Raw genomic sequence first — 23,225 nt, 5'->3', positions numbered from 1 at the left:
GGACAGGATGCCCAAGAAGCGGATGCCGGTCACCGAAAGGCAGCGGGACCCGAGGCAACGAGCCGCTACTCCAAGCGGTCGTCTCGGGTACCGGCCGAATACCGGCCCCTGCGGATACGCAACATCCTGTTCTAGGATCGCTCGCGACTGGCGTCGGCCAGGGCGGGGCGTGGGGAACGGTGCCGTGCTCGGGATGTCATGCCTACGGTCGCGGCCACGTCGGCCGCGACCGTAGGTGAAGATCGGACGAACTACTTACCGGTGACCAGGGGCAGCGACACCGAGGTGCCGGCCAGGTCGACGGTGACCTTCGCCCCGGTGCCGGGTTCGACGTCCGCCCCGGTGCCGTTGCCGGACACGTCTTTGTTGAAGTCGTCGTTGGTTCCGGTCAGCACCAGGCCCAGCCGGTGCCCGGCCTTGAACTCGTAGTCCTGCGGCAGCATCTTCCAGGCGATCTGGTACGGCTTGCCCAGCGTGAGCGGTGTCGAGCGGCTGAGCGACTCGTGGTTCTGCGCGTCCAGGATTCCGCGGGTGACCACGTTGAAGCCGGAGGTCTCCAGGTTGTCGCCGGCCTTGAGGTAGCAGCCGTCGTCCTGGGCCGTGCTCTGGCCGACGCAGGATTCGCCGCCGATGAACGTGAGGCCTTGCGCGGCCGTCAGGCTGTTCTCGAGGTAGTCGATGCGGGTGTCGGTGCCGTAGTCGACGAGCAGGACGCCCAGGTTGGCGGTCGGCTTGTCCAGCTTGAGGCGCAGGCTCACCGACGGCGTTCCGGACAGCCGCATCGCGTTCTGCAGCGGCGGGGTCAGGTAGGCCAGCCGGTTGGAGTTGGTGGTGGCGGGGTTGTCGGCCATCGCGACCTCGGTCTGGGCGGTGTCGAGGTAGCTGCCCGTGCCGGTCGAGGGCTTGGCGCCCAGGGAGCCGTCCTGCTGCGGCCTGAAGGTCACCTTCTGCGCCGGTGCCGGCCAGTCGGCCTGGGTGATCCACCGGTCCGGGCCGAGCTGCACATCGACGCGCGGCTGCCGCATGATGTCGTTGGCCACGCCCATCAGTTCGTGGTCGAACCACTGGTGCAGGGTGTCGACCCACACCTCGCGGCGGGCCCAGAACGGCTCGAGATGCCCGTACTGCGTCACCCACATCTTGCGCTGGACGTTGGAGGGCAGCAGGGCCCACCACTCGGGGATCTGGTTGCTCACCACGTTGCGGTCCTGCATGCCCATCACCGCGAAGACGCTGGCCCGGATGTTGCGCGCCTTGGAGATCGACCCGTTGCGGTAGTTGCGCTCGTGCCAGTAGGCGTTGTAGTTGCCGGTGGCGTCGTCGGAGTCTTCGAGCATCTTCTGACGTACCGCCGCGCACTTCTCGAGCGGATCCTTGTCGACCCGCTCGGCCTGCCACGCCGCCGCACCCTTGAACCAGGTCAGGACGCCGTTGATGCGCGAGTTCTCATACCCGCTGGTGTAGCCGGCGATGTTCACGATCGTCGCCAGCCCTTCCGCGCCGGTGCCGGCGACGGCGGCGCCGAGCGCTCCCTCATAGGAGTGGCCGATCATCCCGGTACGTCCGGTGGTCCAGGTGGCCTTGACCGGAGCACCCTGGTCGTCGAAGGCGTCCGCCCGGCCGTTCAGCCAGTCGACGACCGCCTTGCCGCCCAGCGCCGTAGGAGGCCGGGCAGCCCTCCGACAGCCTGGTGCCGATCATGTCGACGGACACGAACGCGTACCCGCGGGGCACGAAGTAGTTGTCGTACCACATCGGGAACTTCGTCACGTTCCCGTTCGCGTCGTAGGTCTTGTGTTCGACCTCGTAGCCGACGCCAGGGTCGTCGTAATACGGGGTTTCCTGCATGACCACGGGGACCTTGAGCCCGGAACCGGACTCCTTCGGCCGGATGATGTCCACCCGGACCAGGTCCTTCTTGCCGTCGCCGTCACTGTCGACCTGCGACTGCACCCGGACGTGCTCACGGATGGCGTCGGCGTAGGAGAAGACTGGCTGCGTCACCCCGCCGGAGACTTTGATCTTCGGCTCCGCCGTCGCGGACGCGGCGGGAGCACCGGCGACCACGAGCGCGGTCGCGAGGGTGACTGCGGCGAGAGACCTTCGCCGTCGCGAGGGTAACATGTGTATCCCTTCTAGGGTCGGTTGCTGTCATGGGTGAAGCCATCGCCGGCGCCATGTGGCGTTTCCGCTTGTCAGTGCGGGTGTGCCGGCCAGATCAGCGGGATCAGCGTCGGCTAGCGGAGCACGCGGAGGTGGCGGCGAGTGCGCCGCCGGACAGCGGCAGGCTCGTCGTGGCGCGGGCGAACGGTGAGGGTGCGACCGGCAGTGGCCTGGGTGCAACGCGAGCGCAGCGGGCAACCGGTGCAGAACGCGGCACAGTGGCGGGTTTGATCACGGCGCGGATGCCCGGCGCCCGCTGTGTCGGCCAGGGGGAGCGGGCCTGGCTTGGCACCTCTGGCGGGATCGGCCCCTGCCTGACACAGCGGTGGCTGCGCGGGTCGACATCCCGTCAAGCGGCGTCGAGGGCTTCGGTGATCTTGCGGGTCATGTCCGCCACGGTGGGGCTGGGCTGTCCCTGGTGGGGGCGGGCGGATGCTTCGATGGCGACGAGGACGGTGCGGCGGAAGTTGTCGGCCTCTGCCGGGTCCTGCTTGTTGAGCAGGCTCACGGCTGCCGTCAGAGCCGGCAGCACCTGGTCGGCGATTGCGGCTACCGACTTGCTGTCCAGCTTCATGTCCTTTGGGTACTCGGCGAGCACGTGCCCGACCAGGCCGGTTGCGGAGGCCAGGGCGATGGAGCCTTCGGTGGCGGCCTTGTGGGGCTTGCCGGCGGCATCGGCGGCGGACATCAGCGTGACGGCGCCGTAGGCGGCGGTGCGCAGGGTGAGCTTGTCCTGGTCGGTAAGGGTGATGGACATGGTGGTGTGCTCCTTTGATTCTGTTCTGAAGTTCAATCGAACGGACGGATGGTGGAATGCGGTCCTGGTGGTGCCCGGGGTGTCTCCATTGCTGAGGCCGGTCGCCCGAGGGGAATCGCAACCCTCGGGCGGCCCGGCCTCAGGTAGACAGGGCCAAGCCCGACCCCGCGCGGAGACGTCGACGGTTCGGCCGCCAGGGCCGACCGGTTGGGTGCCGTGGGTTGCAGGCAGGCGTACCGGGCGCGGGCTTGGTGTCAGTTGTCGATGGCCTGGTAGAGCGTGGTCCAGAAGTCGTGCATCAGCTGCATCGAATTCGAGGCGGACGCGCCGACCTGGGTGAGCAGGATGCCGGTGAGCTGGTTGGCCGGGTCGGCGTAGGTGGAGGTGCCGCTTCCGCCGTCCCAGCCGAACTGGCCGATGGGCGCGTAGTCGCCGCGGTAGGTGCGCACCGCCATCCCGAAACCCCAGCCGCCGTGCTGCCCCTGGCCGAAGGACACATGGACGTTGTCGACGGCCATGGCGTGCCGGGCGGCCTGCTGCTCGGGCGTGAGGCGGTTGGTGGTCATCAACTCGACGGCGGGCCGCGACAGGATCCGCTCGCTGCCGTGCCTGCCTCCGTTCAGCAGCATCCGGAAGTAGGCGTGGTAGTCGTCGGCGGTGGAGACCAGCCCGCCGCCGCCACCCTGGAAGGCAGGCGGCTGGCTCCACCGTCCCCCCGCGGGCTCGTCCCACACGTGGAACTCTCCGGTCTGCGGGTCGGGGGCATACAGGGTCGGCAGCCGGTCGATCTTGTCGGTGGGCACGTGGAAGCCGGTGTCCTTCATCCCCAGCGGCTCGAAGATGCGTTCACGCAGGAACGTCTCGAACGACTGGCCCGTGACCCTGGCCACCAGCACGGCGAGGACATCGTGGCTGATCTGGTACTGCCAGCGCTCTCCGGGCTGGTACATCAGCGGCAGCGTGCCCAGGCGGCGCATCCACTCGTCCGGCTCGGGCATCGGCTCCGGCAGATTGGGCGTGAGTCCCTGCTCGAAGACCGCGCCCATGATCGGGGTGCCCAGCGACGTCATGTCCATGCCGAGCCCGAACGTGGAGGTCAGCAAATCGCGCACGGTGATCGGCCGCCGCGCCGGCACGGTGTCCTCGAGCGGACTGTCGATCCGCTTCAGCACCTGCCGGTCGGCGAGCTCAGGCAGCCACTCCTGGACCGGGTCGTCCAGCCGCAGCCGGCACTCGTCCAGCAGGACCATCGCCGCCGCCATCGCCACCGGCTTGGAGGTGGAGGCCATCCGGAAGATCGTGTCCCGGCGCATCGGCGCGCCGCCGTCCTGGCGCATCGTCCCGATCGTTTCGACGTGCGTCTCCTCGCCCCGGCTGACCAGGGCGACGAGCCCGGGAATCTTCCCGGAATCGACATGCCGGGCCAGCACCTCATGCAGTCTGTACAGCCCGCTCTTGGAGAAGCCGCTGTTGCTGTGTCCCATCATGTATCTCCTTGCCTAAAGTGTTCGATCTTGCGAGACCCGTCCCGGCGTGGCGCTTATGGGCTTCCATGAGCGACGCACGAGGGTCGGTGTGGCCCGGTTCGTAGCCTCGGAGGCCGCGATCGCTGAACCGTTCATGGCGTCCACCTTCGCCGACCGCTCTGATGCCGGGCCGTTGTCGTCCTGACGCCGCCGCTGACACGACACCGCATGGTCGACGGCGAGCGCGATGATGGTCATGCCTGGCTGCACCAGCGGTCGAGGGCGGCGTGGGCGGGCTGCCACTGGGTGTCGTAGGCGGTGCGGACGGACTCCGGCAGGGTGGCGAGCATTCTCGCGGTGGTCTGCGGGTCGGCATTCTCCAGCAGCCACGGCAGCAGCCGGGGTGCGTCGGCTCGAACGCGCCCACCTCGCCGCCCGCGGCATCACCCACGTCCTGCGCGTCGGCATGCTCCCAATCAACGTCCAAGACCTGCGCCCCTACTGGGACACCTTCCGCACCCGCCACCCGCAGTGGAAGCTGCAGATCCAGCACGCCTCCTTCGTCGATCCGTTCGCCGGGTTGCGCCGTGGCGACCTCGACATGCTGGTCTGCTGGCTGCCGGTCGAAGAACCTGACCTGACGGTGGGCCCGGTCCTGTTCGCCGAACCGCGGGTGGTGGCCGTGGCCACCGACCACGAACTCACCCGACTCACCACGGTTTCGCTGGACATGGTCGCCGACTTCCAGCACGCGAACCCCCCAACGTGGACGGACAACTGGGCGGACGGCTACGTCCCGTCCCACACCCGCTCGGGGCGGCGGATCGAACGCGGCCCGTTGGTACACAACACGGAGGAGGCTCTCACCCTGGCCAGCACCGGGGACCTCGTCAGCCTCTTCCCCGCCCACATGAGGCGCTATTGGAGCCGGCCCGACATCGCCTACCTGTCCGTCACTGACATCGACGCCCTGCCGTACGCACTGGTGTGGCGTAGCGAGACCGAGAACGACCCTATCCGGGCCTTCGCCCGAGTCGCCGCCGACATCGGCACCCTTGCCATCTGAGCCGCACATCCTGGGCACGTCGCCTTGGTCGCGCATGCTGACAAGATCCCCGTCCCGCCTGGGTGGCACTACCGCTGGCGGGGACCCGCGCAGACGTACGCGACAACAGCCCACTATCACGTACATCAGCGATCAAAGCCGCCCGCCGACCAGGCGATCCGTCTCCGACGACGCTGGGCGACATGGGCACGTTATCCGGTACATCGGCTCGGCAGCCGGTTCCGGGTCCGGCTGCCCGCTCGTTCCCGGCATCGCCGGGCGGTGGGCGGCATGAGCGCGCCCTGGCGTTCTCGACGTAGCCGATGGCAGCCTGGGGCGAGGCCCGCACACCGACGCCGTGGCCATCGGGCCACGGGAGGCCGTGGTGATCCAGATCTGGCTGACCGGGCGGTCTCCATGACGGACTGCTTGTCGATCAGGATTGGCGGGTGCTGTCGTCAGCGTTCGCTTTGACGACCAAGGAAGCCCGCCGATTTCCGTGGGTGGGCTTGACCTTGCCCCAGGGGCAGGGTTCGACGATGTTTCGCATGAACAGCAACGCACTGCACATCGTCGAGGCCCAGATTCGCGAGCAGGCCGCCGCCTACTGCGAGTCCAACAACGTCCCCGGGTTCGTCGCCGGCGTCTACCACGCCGGCGAGCAGATCGTCGTCGCCCACGGCACCGCGAACATCGCCACCGGCGCACCGATGCTCGAAGACACCGGATTCCTCTTCGGCTCTGTCACCAAGGTCCTGACCGCCACGCTGGTCCTGCGGCAGGTCGAGCGTGGACTGCTGGACCTCGACACGCCGGTGGTGAAGTACCTTCCCGAATTCGCCCTGGCCGCACCGGGCGCGGCGGACAAGATCCTGGTCCGGCATCTGATCTCACACACCAACGGCATCGATGCGGACCTGTTCTTCCCCGATGCCAAGGGCCGCGACGCCCTGAAGACCTACGTCAACGGCCTCGCGAGCAATTGCGGCACCCTGTTCGAACCGGGCGAGCAGCTCAGCTACTCCAACGGCGGCATGATCGTCGCGGGCCGCCTGCTGGAAGTGGTGACCGGCATGCCCTTCCCCGATCTGCTCGAGCGCGATATCTACGCACCCGTCGGCATGAAGGACTCCAGCACCTCAGCTGAGCAGGCCATCCTGCGTAGCACGGCGATCGGCCATTTCCTGGACCCCGAGACCATGGCGGCCAAGCCCACAGGCATGTTCATGCTGCCCGACACCTGGGGGCCGGCCGGCGGCACGCCGATCGGCACCGTCGCCGACCTGCTCGCCTTCGGACGCACCCACCTCGCGGACGGGGTGTCCCCATCCGGTACGCGCGTCCTGTCGGCCGAGTCGACCGCGCTGATGCGGCAGGTCTCGCACGACATGGCGACCCCGAACGTCCCGCCGATGGGCATGGGCTGGGTGCTGTACCCGTTCGGCGACACGACCGTCCTGGCCATGTCGGGAGCGTCGCCCGGCGGCGTGTCCATCCTGTGCGTCGTTCCCGAACACGACCTGGTCTTCACCGCCTTCGGCAATGCCTCGGGGGCGATCATGCTCATGGACCAGATCCTGCAGCGGCTCCTGAGCGAACATCTCGGCGTCCAGATCCCCACTCTGGTCCGCGAAGTGGAGCAGGACGTCGACCTCACCCCATACGTGGGCACCTACCGCTCCAATCAGCTCCGCATCGACGTCAGCATCGTCGAAGGCCAGCTCGAGGAGCGGACGACCTACGAACCGGCGGACGAATCGCAAAAGCAGATCTTCACCGAGTTCGCCGGCGGCATGACCTCCGCCCCGCCGCGGCGCTACGTACCGATCCGGCCCGGCCTTTTCGCGCCCGCCGGATACCCGCTGGAGACGTTCGACGGATACCTGCGACTGCTACTCGTCTCCTACCACGACGTCCGCGACGGCCAAGCACGCTTCCGCAACGGCGGCGGCCGCCTGACCCGACGGGCCTGACCGCCGAGTGGAAGGATGTCCAGCATGCTCACGATTGGCCAGCTCGCGGACTACGCCGGAGTGACCATCAAGGCCATCCGCCACTATCACGAGCGCGGCCTGCTCCCCGAGCCCGGCCGCGACTCGTCCGGCTACCGCCGCTACACCGCCCAAGGTGCCATCGACCTCGTCAAGATCAGGACTCTGGCCAATGCGGGCGTGCCACTCGCCCGCATCAAAGACCTTCTTGACGCCGACCCGGACGCGCTCACGGCGGCCATCGCCGAGATCGACCACGACCTCCAAGACCGCATGGCGCAGCTGCGGCGGAGCCGCGATCAACTCGCCCAGTTGCGCGGCGGCGACCGGCTTTTCGTTTCCCCCGAAGTCGCCGACTATCTCGACGATCTGCGCGAACTCGGCGTCAGCGAGCGCCAGAGACGCCTGGAACGCGACGGCTGGATCCTCATGCAAACAGCCTCACCCGAGGATGCCTCCCGGTGGATCGCCGAAAAGCGCGAGGTGATGGCCGATCCCGAGTTCCGCGCCCTCTACCTCGAACATGACGCCGCCTACGAGTGGCCGCCGAGTGACCCCCGCCTCCCCGCCCTCGCGGACCGTACCCGGAACTGGTTCACCAATTACCACAGCCGATCGGAGACCGGTCCCGTCCACAACCCGGCCATCGCCCGGTTGGCGGCGCAATCCCAGCCCGGAGCCTCATCCCCAGCTTGGGACCGCCTGGCCCAACTCACGAAAGGCTAGCCTCGATTCTGCGCTGCTCGGCTGGGAGTGCCTGATCTCCGGTGAGTCCGATCTCCGTCCGACCGGCCGAGTGTGATGGTTCGGTGGGCAGGATCTCGATGTTGGAGATGCGTCCGCCGGTCGCGCCAGCACCAACCCGGCCAACACGTCGGGCCTGCGCAGATCCGGATGGCCGTTCCGCGGCTGGCACGCAGCGGACCGCGTCAGCTGCTGATGGCCCAGGCCGTACCCGCGGCGCTCATGGTGATCGCCGGCCTGCTGTGCGGGCTCGGCCGCTGGATGGCCAGAAGGGCGGTCAGGGACTTCGATGGACGGTCGCGCGACTATGCCGGCAACGGTTGATCACTTCCATACATGTCTGATTAACAAGCCTACAGGCTTACTGATTTATACGTTTTCTTGACGCTATCTCCTCGTCAATCGCTCTTCCGCCCCATGTAGTGTCCAATGCGTCTTTACGGGGCTTTGACGAGGAGTGACCGGTATGGTGCTGGCGAAACGGCCGGCCGCTACGGAAGGGACTGCGCGTTCCTGGCTGTTGGAGGGACTGCAGACCGACCGGAGGCAGATCGAGCACGGTCCTCACGCGAAGCACTCGTGGTGGCGGGTGATGTGCCTGACCGGTGTGGACTACTTCTCCACGCTGGGCTACCAGCCGGGCATCGCGGCGCTGGCGGCCGGGCTGCTCTCGCCGCTGGCCACGTTGTTCCTGGTGGCGCTGACACTGCTGGGGGCGCTGCCGGTCTACCGCCGGGTCGCGGCGGAGAGCCCGTACGGGCAGGGCTCGATCGCGATGCTGGAGAAGCTGGCGCCGCAGTGGTGGGGCAAGCTGTTCGTGCTGGCCCTGCTGGGCTTCGCGGCGACCGACTTCGTGATCACGATGACGCTGTCGGCGGCGGACGCGACCGCGCACATCATGGAGAACCCGTTCGTGCCCGACTTCCTGGCCGGGCAGCGGGTCATCGTCACGCTGGTGCTGCTCGCCCTGCTCGGCGGGGTGTTCCTGATGGGTTTCACCGAGGCGATCGGCATCGCCGTGGTGCTCGTCTTCGTCTACCTGGCCCTGAACGCGGTCGTGGTCGCGACGGCCATCGTGCACGTGCTGGAGGCGCCGCAGGTCGTGGTGGACTGGCAGCGCGCGCTGAGCCTGGACTTCAGCAGCCCGCTGGTCATGATCGGGCTGTCGCTGCTGGTGATGCCGAAACTGGCGCTGGGCATGTCCGGCTTCGAGACCGGTGTCGCGGTGATGCCGGTGGTCAAGGGCGACATGGAGCAACGGGTGAAGGGCACCCGCAGGTTGCTGACCACCGCGGCGTTGATCATGAGCGTCTTCCTGGTCTTCTCCAGCTTCGTCACCACCGTGCTCATCCCGCACCAGGAGTTCGAAGAGGGCGGCAAGGCGAACGGCCGGGCGCTGGCCTACCTGGCGCACGAATATCTGGGCGACTGGTTCGGCACCGCCTATGACATCTCCACGATCGCGATCCTGTGGTTCGCCGGGGCCTCGGCGATGGCCGGGCTGATCAACCTGGTGCCGCGCTACCTTCCGCGCTATGGCATGGCGCCGGAGTGGACGGGCGCGGTCCGGCCGCTGGTGCTGGTGTTCTCCGCGATCGGGTTCGGTATCACGATCATCTTCGACGCCGACGTGGACGCCCAGGGCGGCGCGTACGCCACCGGCGTGCTCGTGCTCATGCTGTCGGCGGCGGTGGCGGTGACGCTGTCGGCGTGGAAGAAGCGCGAGCAGGTGGCGACCGCCGGGTTCGCGCTGATCTCGGCCGTGCTGGGCTACACGCTGGTGGACAACGTCATCGAGCGGCCGGACGGCGTGAAGATCGCCTCGTTCTTCATCGCGGCGATCGTCATCACCTCGTTGATCTCCCGCGCCACCCGCTCCACCGAGCTGCGGGTCACCGAGGTACATCTGGATTCGCTGGCCGAGCAGTTCGTCAACGACGCGTGCGGCGAGATCCACGTGATCGCCAACGAGCCGAACGCGCGGGACCAGGCCGAGTACACGGACAAGCTGCGCGAGACGTGGGCCACTCATCGGCTGCGCAGCTCGGAGCCGGTGCTGTTCGTGGAGGTGTCGGTGCCGGACGCCTCGGAGTTCGAGACCGAGCTGCACGTCAAGGGCGAGGAGCGGTACGGCCGCAAGATCCTGACCATCGAGAGCTCGGCCGTGCCCAACACGCTGGCGGCGCTACTGCTCTACCTGCGCGAACGGACCGGGGGAGTGCCGCACATCTACTTCCACTGGACCGAGGGCAACCCGGTCGTGTCGATGCTGCGGTACCTGGTCTTCGGCGGCGGGGACGTCCCGCCGCTGACCCGGGAGGTCCTGCGGCAGGCCGAGCCGGACCCGGAGCGCAGGCCGCGCGTCCACGTCGGCTGACCAGCCTCGTAGGTTTCACGTAAGTATTGCGGCGTTTCGCATCTTAAATGCGTATATATGGACGCCCCTGGGAGTGCATCGGGACCAGCATGAGGACGAAACCCTCATTCAGGAGCATTCTCCATGTCCATCGTGAAATCGCCCGCTGCTGCCAAGGAGCCTGCCGATACCGGCGAACGGCATCGCCTGTCCGTCGTCGGCGGTCTGGCCGCGCTGTCCCTGGACGCGATGGCGTCGGTGGCGTACGGGCCCGAGGCGATCGTGCTGGTGCTCGCCCTCGCGGGCGGCGCCGGGCTCGGCTTCACCATCCCGGTCACGCTGACCATCGCGGGCCTGCTGGCCGTGCTCACCCTCTCCTACCGGCAGGTCATCGCCGCCTTCCCCGACGGCGGCGGCGCCTACGGGGTGGCCAGGACGTACCTCGGCCGCCGGGCCAGCCTGGTGGCGGGGGCCTCCCTGGTCATCGACTACGTGCTCAACGTCGCCGTCTCGGTCGCCGCCGGGGTGGCCGCGCTCACCTCGGCCTTCCCCGAGCTGCTGCCGTACACGGTGTGGTTGTGCCTGGCCGTGCTGGCTGTCGTGACGGCGGTCAACCTGCGCGGGATCGCGCACAGCGCCCGCGCGTTCATCGCCCCGACCGTGATCTACGTGGGCGCGATCCTGCTCGTCGTCGTGGCCGGGCTCATCCGCCGCGAACCCGCCGTGGACGTCTCCCACCAGGTGAGCGGCCTGCAGACGGTGGGGGTGCTGCTGTTGCTGAAGGCGTTCGCGAACGGCTGCGCGTCGCTGACCGGCGTGGAGGCCATCGCCAACGCCGTGCCGTCCTTCAGGAAGCCCCGCGTACGGCGGGCGCAGCGGGCCGAGGTCGCCTTGGGCGCCCTGCTGGCGGTCATGTTGCTGGGCATCGCCGCGCTGATCGAGAAGTTCGCCATCGCCCCGGCGGACGGGGTGACCGTGCTCGCCCAGGTCACGCGGGCCTCGCTCGGGGATGGGCCGCTGTTCTACGTGGTGCAGTTCGCCACCGTGGTGCTGCTGGCGCTGGCCGCGAACACCTCCTTCGGCGGCCTGCCGGTGCTGGCCGAGCTGCTGGCCCGCGACAACAACCTGCCGCACTTCTTCGCCCTGCGCGCCGACCGCCAGGTGCACCGCTACGGCATCGCGTTCCTGACCGTCACCAGCGCCCTGCTGCTGATCGTGGCGGGCGGCGAGATGAATCTGCTGGTGCCGCTGTTCGCGATCGGGGTGTTCGTCGGGTTCACGCTGTCGCAGGCCGGCATGGTCCGGCACTGGGTGGGCGAGCGGCCCGCCGGGTGGCGGTGGCGGGCCGGGCTGAACGGGTTCGGCGCGCTGCTGACCTTCGTGGCCGCGATCGTGGTGACGGGCTCGAAGTTCGGTGAGGGCGGCTGGTTGATCGTGGTGGCGCTGCCGCTGATGGTGGCCGGCATGGAGTGGGTCAACCGCTCGTACGCGCGGATCGGCGGGCGGCTGGAGCTGGGCAGGACGCCGTCGCCGCCGAGGCCACGCCGTTCGCTGGTGGTGGTGCCGGTGCACGCGGTCACCCGGCTGACCCGCGACGCCCTGTCGGCGGCGCTGTCGCTGGGGGACCGGGTGGTGGCCGTCAACGTCACCCACCCCGAGGACGAGCGGCAGGCGCGGGCGTTCGTCGACGACTGGGACCGCTGGGACCCGGGCGTGGAGCTGGTGCAGCTCTTCGACGCCCACCGGCGGCTCGACGAACCGCTGCTCACCTACCTGGCCGAGGTGCCCGAGCCGCACGTGTTCGTGCTCATCGCCGAGGTCGAGCCGGAGCACGCCTGGCAGCGGATGCTGCAGAACCAGCGCGGCGCGGTGCTGGCCAGGGCGCTGCGGCGGCGTACCGACGCGGTGGTGTGCCGGATGAGGTTCCGCGTCTCATGAGGCCCACGGGGGAGTGGGCGTGGGCGGGACGGGGCCATCGGGCGCACGGTGTGACGGCGCTGGTCGCGCTCCTGGCCGGCTGTCTCGCCGGGCTGCTGGCGGCCGGGTCGCTCGTACGCGAGATCGACGCCTACCGGGCCACGCACCGGCAGGTCGTCGCGCGGATCGTCGAGGAGCGGGCCATCGTGTCGCACGTGGTCTGGGACGGCGGGCGGCACAGCGGCTGGGCCCGCGGGCCGCTGGACCGGGTCTCGGACACGACCGCCCGGATCTGGCTGGACGCCCGTGGCCGCCTGGCGCCGCGGCCTCTCGGTGCGGTCGAGGTCGTCTTCGGCGCCTTCATCGCCGCCGTGCCCGCCGGGGCGTTGGGGTGGCTGGTCGTGGGGGCGCTGCTCCCGTGGTGGGCCGCTCGTCGGGCCGTCCTGCGGGTGGATCGGGAGTGGCGCGAGTACGGCTCGTCAGGGCCGTAGCACCGGTTCGGTTGGGCTTGTCATGGTCGGAGCAGGGCGCGTACCCGGTCGATGGTCGCGGCGGCGCGCTCCAGGTTCGCCTGGAGCGCGCCGGTGGCGTGCCGGAGCTGGTCGGCGATGACCTGCTGGTCGGTGACGAGCCCGTTGTCGCCCAGGAACTCCTCGGTTCTCTTGCGCTGTTCGGCTTCGGCATGCTCCCTGGCCTGGTGGATCAGGCCGAGGATGGTCTCGGCCAGCCGCGCCGACTCCATGCGCATGGCGCGTGGGTCAAGTCGCAGGTCCGTGACGCCTGACGCGCTGCTGTACTCGACGCTCACCCAGCCGTCCCGCGATTCCGCGCAGGCCGTCGAGGCACTGTCCGGCAGGCGGCTCAGCCGGCCGAAGAAGCGGTCGGCGTCGGCCGCCAGCCGCTCGGGGTCCAGGCCGAGCTCCCGTTCGAAGTCCATCATCCCTCCCAGGGGAACGTGTAGGAGCCGTCGGCCGCCTGTTCCGGCACGTACCGGCCGGTCACCGTCTGGCTGCCCGTCGAGATGTCGTTGACCGCCTTGGCGCCCGCCAGCTGGGCCAGGCCCTGCGGAGGGCTCGCCCATGGGCCCTTGCCCGGGACGCGGCCGGTGAGGCCGTGGGCGGTCAGGTCGCGTTCGACCCGGTTGGCCGTGCCCCAGATGAACATGGGGCCCTGGGCGAAAGTCGCCGCCGCCAGATCGTTCAGGCCGCTGTGGTCGCCGCGGGCGGACTCGATGCCCACGTCCACTGTCACGACCGCGCTGAGTGCGGCGGCGCATCCGTGCAGCAACGCGTTCAGCAGTGACTCCACCGCGCGGTAGCCCTCGAAGAGCTTGATCAGGCACTGCGTGGCCAGGACCCTCGCTCCTGCCAGGCTGAGCGGCGTGACGGCCGCGGTCAGCACCCACGCCGCCACCGCGGCCATCGCCATCGCGACCAGGAACTGGAAGAGGACGAAAGCCGCCAGCGCGGCCCCGGCCGTGTACAGGGTGAGGGCCGTGACCACCGCCCGGATCTCGATGCCGCGCAGGTCGGCCAGATAGGCGTCCATGCGGCGCTGGAAGGCCCGGCCGTCCTCGCTGCGCCAGCTCGTCGAGGCCACCTCGGCGACGAGAGCATCGACGCCGAGCCGCGCGGCCACCACGTCGTCATGCACCGCCAGCCAGGTCTCCGCCCCGTCGAAGAAGCTCTGCGGCTTGTACTGGTGGATGTACATCTTGCCGACGAACGGCCACCCGGCCGGTACGCCCAGTGCCGACAGCGTCAACGCCGCGCCCGTGCCCATCTCAAGGCTCCGCCGGGACAGGTCGGCGAGGTTCATCTCCATCTGATCGAACTCGCGTACTCCGCATCCTGCCAGTTCGTGAGGGACGCGGTCATGCCGTCCTGGATCCGTACCGTGTCCTCGGCCCGGTGCCGCAGCTCCGCGATGGTGAACGCCTCGACCTCGTTGTACGCGAGCGCCAGCGAGTACGTGAATGACGTGAAGGAGTCCTCCGCCACGGTGAGCGAGACGAGACGCGGCAGCGCGTTCTCGAGCGGCTTGGCGGCCTCGGGCAGGCGGGACCTGATCTCGCGGAGCCGGGCCCGCTCGATCTCCACCTCGTGCGGGTTGTCAGGAGTCCAGGGGCTGGGAATGGTCGGCATGGGTCGCTTTCGATGAGTCTTGTGGTCTTCCCAGCTTGTCCTGCGGAAACTCGGGAGCAGCCGGTTCTGACGCAACCTCTACGCGAACCTGGCGCACCACGTCGTGATCTTGACGTCCGATCTCACCGGGTCAACCGCCGTGCTCTCCGATCGTGGAAGGTCAAGGCCGTCGTGACACCGGCGGGCAGCTCGCCTCGCCCGCTCGAAACGCGGGCGTGCGCGCCCCGAGCCAGTCAAGGCCGTCAATGTCGCGTCAGTATTTGCGCGGTCAGCGTCAGAATTGCGTAGCGATCGAGGATTGACGCCAGCGCCGGTTCTAGCGTCTTCTGCGTACGACAGTTCGCTGGAAGGAAGCAGATGTCAGAGCCCCGATTGTGCGTCCCGGTCACGGTGGGAACGTGCGCCTTGACCCTTCGGTTGTTCCGCACGGCCTCGGGCAAGCGGACGGCGGTCGCGTTCTCCTCGCCGCTCAAGCTGGCCAAGGTGCTCGGAGCCGACCAGCGGTGGGTGCTGCTCACCGCCCCGGCGCTGCGTGGCATGATCGCCGACCTGGACGTCATCGGCATCGTCATCGATCCTGCGGGCACGATGACCAGGCCCGCGAAGCGGGTGGCCTGATGTGCCTCCTGCAGCAGGATCAGGCGGGGCAGGAGTCCGGCCCCGGCTTCCAGCAGGTCGCGGACGCCGAGGGGGCGCCGGGTGCTTCCCCTCAGGCGGCGGGGGGAGACCGTCCCCTTTGCTGAAGCGTCGGGGAACGGCCGTCAGGAGCGGCCGGTGCCGGCGGTGTCGATCGCGGCGCCTGCCTGGTCCGCCGGCGTGACCGCGACCAGCTGGGTCTGCAGGCAGCGCCGTCAAAGCCGCGTCAGAGTTTTCGCGATATGCGTCCAGATTGCGTAGAAATTTGCTGACTTATCCTGCGATGCCTTTAGCGTCCGAATTGAAGCATTTCTCGCAGGAGGAACCAGATGTCAGAGCCCCGATTGCTCGTCCCCGGCCCGCGTGAGCCCGCACGCTTCGACGAAGCCGCGGAGCCCTGGTCGGCCACCACCGGTTTCCAGCCGGTCGCCGCCACCGGAGGCGTGCCGCTCATGGACATCGTCGAGCGCTTCGGCACCCCCGCGTACGTGGTGGACGAGGCCGACGTGCGCCGGCGCTGCCGGGCCTTCCGCGCCGCCCTGCCGGACGCCGACATCCGGTACGCGGCCAAGGCGTTCCTGTGCCGGGCGATGGCCACCTGGATCCGGGAGGAGGGGCTCGGCCTGGACGTCTGCTCCGGCGGCGAGCTGGCCACCGCCCGATCCGTCGGCTTCCCCGCCGAGCGGATCGTCTTCCACGGCAACGCCAAGACCCCGCACGAGCTGGCCGAGGCGGTCCACTACGGGGTCGGTCGCATCGTCGTCGACAACCTCGCCGAGGTCGCCCGGCTCGCGATGCTGGTCCCGCACGGGCATCGGCAGAAGGTGTTGCTGCGGGTCATTCCGGACATCGAGGCGGGCGCCTGTGCGGCGATCCGCACCGGTGGCGAGGGCCAGAAGTTCGGCCTGTCCATAGCCTCCGGGGACGCCGCCGCAGCCGTCGCCAGAGTGCTGCGCCAGCCGGAGCTGCGGCTGGCGGGCCTGCACTGCCACCTGGGCTCCCAGATCCACACGACCGAGCCGTACGAGCAGGCCGCCAGGGTCATGGTCGAGCAACTGGCCGCGATCCGCGACACGTGCGGGATCGTGCTGCCCGAGCTGGACCTGGGCGGCGGCATTGGCATCGCCTACCTGGAGTCCGAGCACGGCCTGACCCCCGACGAGTACGCCACGACGGTCACCAAGGCCGTGGTGGAGCGCAGCGCGGCGCTGAACCTACCGGTGCCCCGGCTGACCGTCGAGCCGGGCCGGGCGATCAGCGGCCCGGCCGGGCTTACTCTCTACCGCGTCATCGCCGTCAAGCGCACCCTCACCCGCACCTTCGTGGCCGTCGACGGCGGGATGAGTGACAACCCCCGCCCGTCCCTGTACGGCGCGCGCTACACGGCCCGCCTGATCGGCCGCCGCTCCGCCAAGGCAGCCCGCGAGGTCACCCTGGTCGGCCACCACTGTGAGGCGGGCGACGTCATAGCCGAAAGCGTGCCGCTGCCCTCGGACATCAGGCCCGGCGACGTCATCGCGGTCCCGGCCACGGGCGCCTACCACCACTCGATGGCCTCCACCTACAACCTCACCGGCCGCCCACCCGTCATCGCGGTCGCCGACGGCGCGGCGCGGGTGGTCGTGCGCCGGGAGGAGATCGACGACCTGCTGCGCCGGGACGTGGGACTGTGATGCGCATCCGGCCACGGCAGGGAGTCCGACCAGAGGGCCTCGTGCTCCTGGCTCTCATCGCGCTCGTCGCGCTCCTCACACTGATCTGGCCAGGGTCCTGACACCGCCTGCCACGCTTCCGGTCGGCAGGTCGGGGCCGCCGTGCGTACGGTCGCGACTACGCAGGCCGCGACCGTACGCTCATGTCGATCTTGCTCTTATTCAATGGGTGTGCCGTTGACCACCGGCAGTGAGATCGAGGTGCCGGCCAGGTCGACGGTGACCTTGGCCCCGGTGCCGGGTTCGACGTCGGTGCCGGTTCCGGTGCCGCTCTCGTCGAGGTTGAAGTCGTCATTGGCTCCGGTCAGGACCAGGCCCAGCCGGTGCCCGGCCTTGAATTCGTAGTCCTGCGGCAGCGTCTTCCAGGTGATCTGGTACGACTTGCCCGGCGTCAGCGGTGTCGAGCGGCTGAGCGACTTGTGGTTCTGGGCGTCCAGGATTCCGCGGGTGACCACGTTGAAGCCGGAGGTCGCCGTGTTGTCGCCGCCCCTGAGGTAGCAGCCGTCGTCATCGGCCGTGCTTTCGCCGACGCAGTCTTCGCCGCCGATGAACGTGAGGCCCTCCGCAGCCGTCGCGGAGCGTTCGCGGTAGTTGATGCGGGTGTCGGTGCCGTAGTCGACGAGCAGGACGCCCAGGTTGGCGGTCGGCTTGTCCAGCTTGAGGCGCAGGCTCGCCGACGGCGTTCCGGAGACCCTGATCGCGTTCTTCAGCGGCGGGGTCAGGTAGGCCAGCCGGTGGGGGTTGGCGGTGGCGGGGTCGGCGGCCATCGCGATCTCGGTCTGGGCGATGTCGACGTAGCCGGCGGTGCCGGTCGAGGGCGTGCGGCCCAGGGAGCCGTCCTGCTGCGGCCGCAGGGTCGTCGTCCGCGCCGTGGGTGCGGGCCAGTCGGCCTGGGTGATCCAGCGGTCCGGGCCGAGCTGCACGTCGACGCGCGGACGGCGCAGGATGTCGTTGGAGACGCCCATCAGTTCGTGGTCGAACCACTGGTTGAGGGTGGTGAGCCACACCTCGCGGCGGGCCCAGAACGGGTCGAGGTGCCCGTACTGCGTCACCCACGCCTTGCGCTGCACCGTGCGGGGCAGCTTGGTCCACCACTCCGAGAACTGGCTGCCCACCACGTTGCGGTCCTGCATGCCCATCACCGAGAAGACACTGGCGCGGACGTTGCGCACCTTGGAGATCGGGCCGGTCCGGTAGTTGCGTTCGTCCCAGTAGGCGTTGTAGTTGCCGGTCTCATCGTCGGATTCGGCGTCCATCCGCTTGCGCACCGCCTCGCACTTCTCCGCCGGATCCTTGTCGACCCGCTCGGACTGCCACCTCGCCCCGCCCTTGAACCAGGTGAGGGTGCCGTTGGCGTGCGAGTTCTCGTAGCCGCTGGTGTAGCCCGAGATGTTCACGATCGTCGCCAGCCCCTGCACGCCGGTGCCGGCGACGCCGACGCCGAGCGCTCCCTCGTACGAGTGGCCGATCATCCCGGTACGGCCGGTGGTCCAGGTGGCCTTGACCGGATCGCCCTGGTCGTCGTAGGCGGTCGCCCGGCCGTTCAGCCAGTCGACGACCGCCTTGCCGCCGAGCACGTCGGAGGCGCCGTAGGAGGTGGGGCAGCCGTCGGACAACCTGGTGCCGATCATGTCGACGGACACGAACGCGTACCCGCGCGGCACGAAGTAGTTGTCGTAATACATCGGGAACTTCGTCACGTTCCCGTCCGCGTCGTATTTCTTCTTCTCGATCTCGAAGCCGACGCCAGGGTCGTCGTAATACGGGCTTTCCTGCATGATCACCGGAACCTTGAGCCCGGAACCGGACTCCTTCGGCCGGATGATGTCCACCCGGACCAGGTCCTTCTTGCCGTCGCCGTCACTGTCGACCTGCGACTGCACCCGGACGTGCTCACGGATGGCGTCCTTGTAGGAGAAGACCGGCTGGGTGAGCCCACCGGAGACTTTGATCTTCGGCTCCGCCGTCGCGGAAGCGGCTGGAGCACCGGCGACCACGAGCGGGATCGCGAGTGCGACTGCGGCGAGGAACCCTCGCCGTCGGGAGTTTGACATGTGCTTTCCTACTGCTGTCGATGGGTTCGGCGGCGGCCGACGAAGCGCGCGGAGGCGGCGGCGTAGTGCGCTGACGGGCAGCAGCGAGCTTGCCGTGATGAGAGTGCGACCGGCTTTGGCCTTGGTGCGGCGCGAGCGCATCGGGCAGAACGCCTTGCGCTACGGGTTTCAGCCTGACGGCGCCGACAACGGGATCTGATGCCCAGTGGGGCAGGTCGCGGTGCTGTCAGCGGCGTCGAGGGCTGCGGTGATCTTGCGGATCAGGTCGGCCCCGGTAGGTCCGGGTGGTTGCTTCGACGGCGACGATGACAGTGTTGCGGAACGCGGTAGCGTTCTCGCCATCGGCCGGCGGTCACGCGTCCCAGGTGACCGGGAGGCTCTTGACGCCGTAGATGTCGGCGGTCTCCGGGCGCAGGGCGACCTCTTCGGCCGGTACGGCGAGGCGCAGGGTGGGGAAGCGGTTGACCAGTGCGGGGAGCGCGACGCGCAGCTCGACGCGGGCCAGCTGCTGGCCCAGGCACTGGTGGATGCCGTGGCTGAAGGCCAGGTGCCCGCCGTCCTGCCTGCGGATGTCGAGCACGTGGGGGTCGGTGAAGCGCTCGGGGTCGCGGTTGGCGGTGGCGTACGACAGGATGACCGTCGAGCCGCTCTTGATGGTCTGGCCGCCCAGCTCGACGTCCTCCAGCGCGACCCTGGCGAACTGCTTGGCGACACTCAGATACCGCAGCAGCTCCTCCACGGCCGGTTCGGCGAGCGCGGGGTCGGTGCGCAGCGCCGCCAGCTGGGCCGGGTTCTGCAGCAGCGCGAAGGTGCCCAGGGCCAGCATGTTGGCAGTGGTGTCGAAGCCGGCCGACAGCAGGATCAGGGCCATGCCCTGCAGTTCCTCGTCGGTCAGATCGCCGTCCATGAGGTCGCTGAGCACGTCGTCGGTGGGGTTGGCGCGCTTGGCGGCCACGAGCTGCGCGAGGTACTGCTGGGTGGCGGTGTAGGCGGCGATCAGTTCCTCGTCGCTGACCTCCCCGCCGAGGAACTTGTCGATGTTGTCCTGGAAGGAGCCCCGGTCCTCGTACGGCACGCCGAGCAGCTCGCAGATGATGATGGCGGGGATGGGCTTGGCGAAGGCGGTCACCAGGTCCGCCGACGGCCCGGCCTTCTCCATGGCGTCCAGATGTTCGGCGGTGATCTGCTCGACGCGTTCGGTGAGCAGGCGCATCCGCCGGACGGTGAACTTGCCGACCAGCGGTTTGCGGTAGCGGCTGTGCTGCGGGTCGTCCATGAGGAGGAACTCGCCGGGCGGCGCCGGGGGGACCTCGATGTCGCCGTACGCGCTGTAGTCGATCAGCGGGTGGTGGCGCATGAGCTCCTTGCGCGAGCTGAACCGCGGGTCCGCCAGGACCGAACGGGCCAGGTCGTAGCCGGTGACCAGCCAGCCCTCGTGCCCGTCGGGAAAGGGGAAGCGACTGATCGGGCCGTGCTCGCGCGCCTGGATCAGCTCCTTGGGCGGGTCGAAGGGGCAGCCGGGCTGACGCTCCGTCGGCATCGTGGGGAGGGTGTGGAGGGATTCAGTCATAACCGTTCCTTCGTTGCAATGAATGGGGGAAGTCAGGAGATCTTGCGGCGGTAGGCGTTCATGGCGAAGACGTACGCGACGGCGAGGATGCCGACACACCAGGCCAGGGCGACCCAGACGTCGGTGCCGACCGGCTGCTGGCTGAACAGGGCGCGGATGGCGTTGACGATGGAGGTCACCGGCTGGTGCTCGGCGAAGAAGCGCACCGGGCCGGGCATGGTGGCGGTGGGTACGAAGGCCGAGCTGAGGAAGGGCAGGAAGATGAGCGGGTAGGAGAACGCGCTCGCGCCTTCCATGGTCTTCGCGGTCAGGCCGGGGATGATGGCGATCCACGTCAGCGCCAGGGTGAACAGGATCAGGATGCCGGCGACCGCGAGCCATGCCTGCACTCCTGCCGCCGAGCGGAAGCCCATGAGCAGGGCGACGAGCACGACGACCGCGAGCGAGATCAGATTGGCGACCAGCGAGGTCAGCACGTGCGCCCACAGCACGGACGAGCGCGCGGTCGGCATGGACTGGAATCGCTCGAAGATGCCGCTCTTCATGTCCATGAAGAGCCGGAACGCGGTGTAGGCGACGCCCGAGGCGACCGTGATGAGCAGGATGCCGGGCAGTTGGTAGTTCACGTACGAGTCCGACCCGGTGTTGATCGCGCCGCCGAACACGTACACGAACATCAGCATCATGGCGATCGGCATGACCGCGGTGGTGATGATGGTGTCCGGGCTGCGCGTGATGTGGCGCAGGGACCGTCCCAGCAGGACGGTGGTGTCGCCGAAGAAGTGCTTGGTCATCGTGGTTCCCTTAGGTGTTGTTGGCGGCGACGAGGGAGAGGAAGACGTCCTCGAGGGTCGGCTGCTTTTCGATGTATTCGACCTTGGCGGGCGGGAGCAGCTGCTTGAGCTCGGCCAGGGTGCCGTTGACGATGATCTGGCCCTCGTGCAGGATCGCGATCCGGTCGGCGAGTTGTTCGGCCTCGTCCAGGTACTGCGTGGTCAGCAGCACCGTCGTACCCCGGCGGGCGAGTTCCTTGACGGCCTGCCACACCTCGATGCGCGCCTGGGGGTCGAGCCCGGTGGTCGGCTCGTCGAGGAAGATGACCGGCGGGTTCCCGATGAGGCTCATCGCGATGTCGAGGCGGCGGCGCATGCCCCCCGAATACGTCGCCACCTTCCGCGCGCCGGCGTCGGTCAGCGAGAAACGGGCGAGCAGGTCATCGGCGACCTTGCCCGGGTTCTTGAGGTGCCGTAGCCGGGCGACCAGTACGAGGTTCTCCCGCCCGCTGAGGATCTCGTCGACGGCGGCGAACTGCCCGGTGAGACTGATCGACTCCCGCACGTCGCCAGCCTGCGTGGCGACATCGAAGCCGTTCACGCTCGCCGTGCCCGCGTCGGCCTTGAGCAGCGTGGACAGGATTTTCACGGCGGTGGTCTTGCCTGCCCCGTTCGAGCCGAGCAGGGCGAAGATGCTGCCGGCCGCCACCTCGAAGTCCACGCCGCGCAGCACGTGTAGTTCCTTGTACGACTTCTCCAGGCCGCGCACCTGGATCGCCTGGGCTTGCTGTTTCGTCATCAGCTGGTCCTGTCTTCTTTTCCGATGTCTTCGCCGGTGGCGCGCGCGATGGCGCTGGTGAGGCGGTTTCGCTCCCGGGCTCTCCACTGCCCGATGGGGTAGTTCTGTGCGAACGCCTCGACGAACTCCACGGGGTCCTCCCCGAAGATGTCGCGGATCGCGGTTCCGTCCGCCGCGCTCCGTTCGAACAGGTCGGCGAGGTCCTCGTACATCGCGATCGAGCCCTCCACCGGCCCGGTGTGGATCAGGTACCGATCCATCGCTTCGACTGCCGTGCGGTAGTTCTCGGGAAGCTGCTTGATGCGCGCCTTGTACTGACGGTAGCGCCGCTTCTCCTCGAGCGACCCTGTGACCACCTCCAGGTACTGCAGGTAGCGGCTCTTCTGCTCGTTCGGCTCTGTGGCCATGTCTACTTACCTCCTTCGTGGAGCTGTTCGAGCCGTTCTGCGAGGAAGCTCCAGGTCCTCCAGAACTCCTCGAGGTACGCCTGTCCCTGAGCGTTGAGGGAGTACACCTTGCGCGGCGGCCCCTTCTCGGACGGGACCTTCTCCACGTCGACGAAGCCGCGCTGCTCGATCCTGACCAGCAGGGCGTAGATCGTCCCCTCGGCGATGTCGGAGAAGCCCTGATCCCGCAGCCACGCCGTGATCTCGTAGCCGTACGCGGGCCGACCGGACAGGATCGCCAGGACGATGCCCTCCAGCACGCCCTTGAGCATCTCCGTCATCTGCTTGCCCATGGAACATCCTTCAGCTACTCGGTAATGCTAGCTACTGGTACATAGTAACGCTGAATAGCTGAAAGGCAAGCCGGGATGTCGATCCTCGGATTCGCCGTCGCGGAGGTTCATGGCATCCACCATCGCCTGCCGCGCTGATATGAGGCCGTTGCCGTGCTGACATGGCACCTGGGGTGATGACGTTCGTGAGTTCGATGGCGGGCTGGAGCAGGTGGATGCGGCTGCTCAGATCCGGGGGCCGAGGAAGCAGCCGCCGGAGGCGTCGATGTCGGCGGATGCATGGTGTCGACGGTGCGGGTGATCTGGGCTACCAGCGGTTATGTTGAGGCATCGGTAACATCGTCCGGTCGCGCGATGGG

The 23,225-nt window shown here is 68.6% G+C and carries 23 protein-coding genes and 1 pseudogene; 9 read left to right on the top strand and 15 right to left on the bottom strand.

Going from position 1 to position 23,225, the window contains the following annotated elements; translation table 11 throughout:
* Positions 1–251: 251 nt before the first annotated feature.
* The 6 genes and pseudogenes from ACIHFD_RS51500 to ACIHFD_RS51475 form a co-directional block, all read right to left on the bottom strand.
* Positions 252–1,025: a CocE/NonD family hydrolase C-terminal non-catalytic domain-containing protein gene (locus ACIHFD_RS51500; protein WP_397373176.1), complete on the bottom strand. Its 774-nt coding sequence runs from the start codon at positions 1,023–1,025 to the stop codon at positions 252–254.
* Between the two features lie 147 nt (positions 1,026–1,172).
* A pseudogene (locus ACIHFD_RS51495) lies at positions 1,173–2,124 on the bottom strand (CocE/NonD family hydrolase); the annotation flags it as partial.
* A 113-nt stretch (positions 2,125–2,237) separates the two neighbouring features.
* A complete protein-coding gene (locus ACIHFD_RS51490) occupies positions 2,238–2,516 on the bottom strand; it encodes a transposase (RefSeq protein WP_397373154.1) in 279 nt (92 codons plus the stop codon).
* A complete protein-coding gene (locus ACIHFD_RS51485; protein WP_397373153.1) occupies positions 2,513–2,920 on the bottom strand; it encodes a hypothetical protein in 408 nt (135 codons plus the stop codon). The genes ACIHFD_RS51490 and ACIHFD_RS51485 overlap by 4 nt, the downstream gene beginning before the upstream one ends.
* A 254-nt stretch (positions 2,921–3,174) precedes the next feature.
* On the bottom strand, positions 3,175–4,404 hold the full coding sequence (locus ACIHFD_RS51480) for a serine hydrolase domain-containing protein (RefSeq protein ID WP_397373175.1): 1,230 nt from the start codon (positions 4,402–4,404) through the stop codon (positions 3,175–3,177).
* Positions 4,405–4,419: 15 nt separating this feature from the next.
* Positions 4,420–4,644 (bottom strand): hypothetical protein, encoded by a 225-nt coding sequence (locus ACIHFD_RS51475; protein WP_397373152.1) that lies wholly within the window; start codon positions 4,642–4,644, stop codon positions 4,420–4,422.
* Positions 4,645–4,789: 145 nt separating this feature from the next.
* Here ACIHFD_RS51475 and ACIHFD_RS51470 point away from each other — a divergent pair, with 145 nt between their 5' ends.
* The 7 genes from ACIHFD_RS51470 (at position 4,790) to ACIHFD_RS51440 (ending at position 12,930) form a co-directional block, all read left to right on the top strand.
* Positions 4,790–5,452, top strand: coding sequence for a LysR substrate-binding domain-containing protein (locus ACIHFD_RS51470; protein ID WP_397373151.1), 663 nt, complete (start codon positions 4,790–4,792; stop codon positions 5,450–5,452).
* A gap of 527 nt (positions 5,453–5,979) precedes the next feature.
* Positions 5,980–7,404 (top strand): serine hydrolase domain-containing protein, encoded by a 1,425-nt coding sequence (locus ACIHFD_RS51465; RefSeq protein WP_397373150.1) that lies wholly within the window; start codon positions 5,980–5,982, stop codon positions 7,402–7,404.
* Between the two features lie 15 nt (positions 7,405–7,419).
* Positions 7,420–8,148 carry a MerR family transcriptional regulator gene (locus ACIHFD_RS51460; RefSeq protein WP_397373149.1) on the top strand — a complete coding sequence of 243 codons (729 nt, stop codon included), beginning with the start codon at positions 7,420–7,422 and terminating at the stop codon, positions 8,146–8,148.
* Positions 8,149–8,316: 168 nt separating this feature from the next.
* Positions 8,317–8,490, top strand: coding sequence for a hypothetical protein (locus ACIHFD_RS51455; RefSeq protein WP_397373148.1), 174 nt, complete (start codon positions 8,317–8,319; stop codon positions 8,488–8,490).
* A 268-nt stretch (positions 8,491–8,758) separates the two neighbouring features.
* A complete protein-coding gene (locus tag ACIHFD_RS51450; protein WP_397373147.1) occupies positions 8,759–10,543 on the top strand; it encodes an amino acid transporter in 1,785 nt (594 codons plus the stop codon).
* A 123-nt stretch (positions 10,544–10,666) separates the two neighbouring features.
* Positions 10,667–12,460, top strand: coding sequence for an APC family permease (locus ACIHFD_RS51445; protein ID WP_397373146.1), 1,794 nt, complete (start codon positions 10,667–10,669; stop codon positions 12,458–12,460).
* Positions 12,457–12,930, top strand: a complete 474-nt coding sequence (locus tag ACIHFD_RS51440) for a hypothetical protein (RefSeq protein ID WP_397373145.1) — start codon at positions 12,457–12,459, stop codon at positions 12,928–12,930. The genes ACIHFD_RS51445 and ACIHFD_RS51440 overlap by 4 nt, the downstream gene beginning before the upstream one ends.
* Before the next feature lie 20 nt (positions 12,931–12,950).
* Here the strand turns inward: ACIHFD_RS51440 and ACIHFD_RS51435 are convergent, their stop codons facing one another.
* Genes ACIHFD_RS51435 through ACIHFD_RS51425 form a run of 3 tightly spaced genes read right to left on the bottom strand, consistent with a single transcriptional unit; the run spans position 12,951 to position 14,583 of the window.
* Positions 12,951–13,379, bottom strand: a complete 429-nt coding sequence (locus tag ACIHFD_RS51435; protein ID WP_397373144.1) for a YbaB/EbfC family nucleoid-associated protein — start codon at positions 13,377–13,379, stop codon at positions 12,951–12,953.
* Positions 13,376–14,257 (bottom strand): hypothetical protein, encoded by an 882-nt coding sequence (locus ACIHFD_RS51430; RefSeq protein WP_397373143.1) that lies wholly within the window; start codon positions 14,255–14,257, stop codon positions 13,376–13,378. The genes ACIHFD_RS51435 and ACIHFD_RS51430 overlap by 4 nt, the downstream gene beginning before the upstream one ends.
* On the bottom strand, positions 14,254–14,583 hold the full coding sequence (locus ACIHFD_RS51425; RefSeq protein ID WP_397373142.1) for a hypothetical protein: 330 nt from the start codon (positions 14,581–14,583) through the stop codon (positions 14,254–14,256). Before ACIHFD_RS51425 ends, ACIHFD_RS51430 begins: the two co-directional genes overlap by 4 nt.
* A 357-nt stretch (positions 14,584–14,940) precedes the next feature.
* Between ACIHFD_RS51425 and ACIHFD_RS51420 the strand changes: the two genes are divergently transcribed.
* Both ACIHFD_RS51420 and lysA read left to right on the top strand, forming a co-directional pair.
* Positions 14,941–15,201, top strand: coding sequence for an SAV_915 family protein (locus ACIHFD_RS51420; RefSeq protein ID WP_397373141.1), 261 nt, complete (start codon positions 14,941–14,943; stop codon positions 15,199–15,201).
* Positions 15,202–15,548: 347 nt separating this feature from the next.
* Entirely contained in the window at positions 15,549–16,892 is a 1,344-nt protein-coding gene (lysA, locus tag ACIHFD_RS51415) for a diaminopimelate decarboxylase (RefSeq protein WP_397373140.1), read from the top strand.
* 197 nt (positions 16,893–17,089) lie between these two features.
* Here lysA and ACIHFD_RS51410 read toward each other — a convergent pair whose 3' ends face one another.
* The 6 genes from ACIHFD_RS51410 to ACIHFD_RS51385 form a co-directional block, all read right to left on the bottom strand.
* The gene (locus ACIHFD_RS51410) at positions 17,090–18,985 is read right to left on the bottom strand and encodes a CocE/NonD family hydrolase (RefSeq protein ID WP_397373139.1); all 1,896 of its coding nucleotides are present in this window, start codon (positions 18,983–18,985) and stop codon (positions 17,090–17,092) included.
* A gap of 352 nt (positions 18,986–19,337) precedes the next feature.
* Positions 19,338–20,555 carry a cytochrome P450 gene (locus ACIHFD_RS51405; RefSeq protein WP_397373138.1) on the bottom strand — a complete coding sequence of 406 codons (1,218 nt, stop codon included), beginning with the start codon at positions 20,553–20,555 and terminating at the stop codon, positions 19,338–19,340.
* Positions 20,556–20,587: 32 nt separating this feature from the next.
* On the bottom strand, positions 20,588–21,349 hold the full coding sequence (locus tag ACIHFD_RS51400) for an ABC transporter permease (RefSeq protein WP_350737161.1): 762 nt from the start codon (positions 21,347–21,349) through the stop codon (positions 20,588–20,590).
* 10 nt (positions 21,350–21,359) lie between these two features.
* Complete coding sequence (locus tag ACIHFD_RS51395; protein WP_397373137.1) at positions 21,360–22,127, bottom strand: ABC transporter ATP-binding protein; 768 nt, start codon at positions 22,125–22,127, stop codon at positions 21,360–21,362.
* A complete protein-coding gene (locus tag ACIHFD_RS51390; protein WP_397373136.1) occupies positions 22,127–22,534 on the bottom strand; it encodes a DUF1048 domain-containing protein in 408 nt (135 codons plus the stop codon). Before ACIHFD_RS51390 ends, ACIHFD_RS51395 begins: the two co-directional genes overlap by 1 nt.
* 2 nt (positions 22,535–22,536) lie before the next feature.
* Positions 22,537–22,866: a PadR family transcriptional regulator gene (locus ACIHFD_RS51385; protein WP_350737154.1), complete on the bottom strand. Its 330-nt coding sequence runs from the start codon at positions 22,864–22,866 to the stop codon at positions 22,537–22,539.
* Between the last annotated feature and the right edge of the window lie 359 nt (positions 22,867–23,225).

This window comes from Nonomuraea sp. NPDC051941, from assembly GCF_044593615.1.
This window is presented reverse-complemented; position numbering and strand designations above follow the sequence as displayed.